The sequence below is a fragment of the Paraburkholderia sp. SIMBA_053 genome, assembly GCF_046534895.1.
Classification (GTDB): Bacteria; Pseudomonadota; Gammaproteobacteria; order Burkholderiales; family Burkholderiaceae; genus Paraburkholderia; species Paraburkholderia caledonica.
On sequence record NZ_JAWRXU010000383.1, the window covers coordinates 1 to 308 of the forward strand.

The window sequence follows — 308 nt, forward strand, 5'->3', positions numbered from 1 at the left end:
GAGCCGCGCCGACGACGAGACAAGCGTGAAGTCGCACAGGATGGCCAGCCCGAAACCAAAGCCGAACGCATCGCCCTGCACCTGCGCAATCGAGATCAGCGAAGTGTTGCGCAAGAGCCGCTTCAGTTCGATCAGCCGCGCGACTTCGGCGCGTATCGACACGGCGTCCCGCCCCGCCCGCTCGCGGCCTGTGCAAAACACGTCGCCATTCGCGCGGAGGCGCAACACGCGCGCCTTGGGCTCGACGGCCTCGCTACGCAACGCGGCAGACATCGCGTCGAACATCACGCCCGACACTTCATTGCCGG

The 308-nt window shown here is 66.6% G+C and carries 1 protein-coding gene; it reads right to left on the reverse strand.

Annotated elements, in window-relative coordinates; all coding sequences use genetic code 11:
* Window positions 1-308: enoyl-CoA hydratase/isomerase family protein (locus SB753_RS36090; protein ID WP_410804892.1), on the reverse strand; the 308-nt coding region annotated here is incomplete at both ends.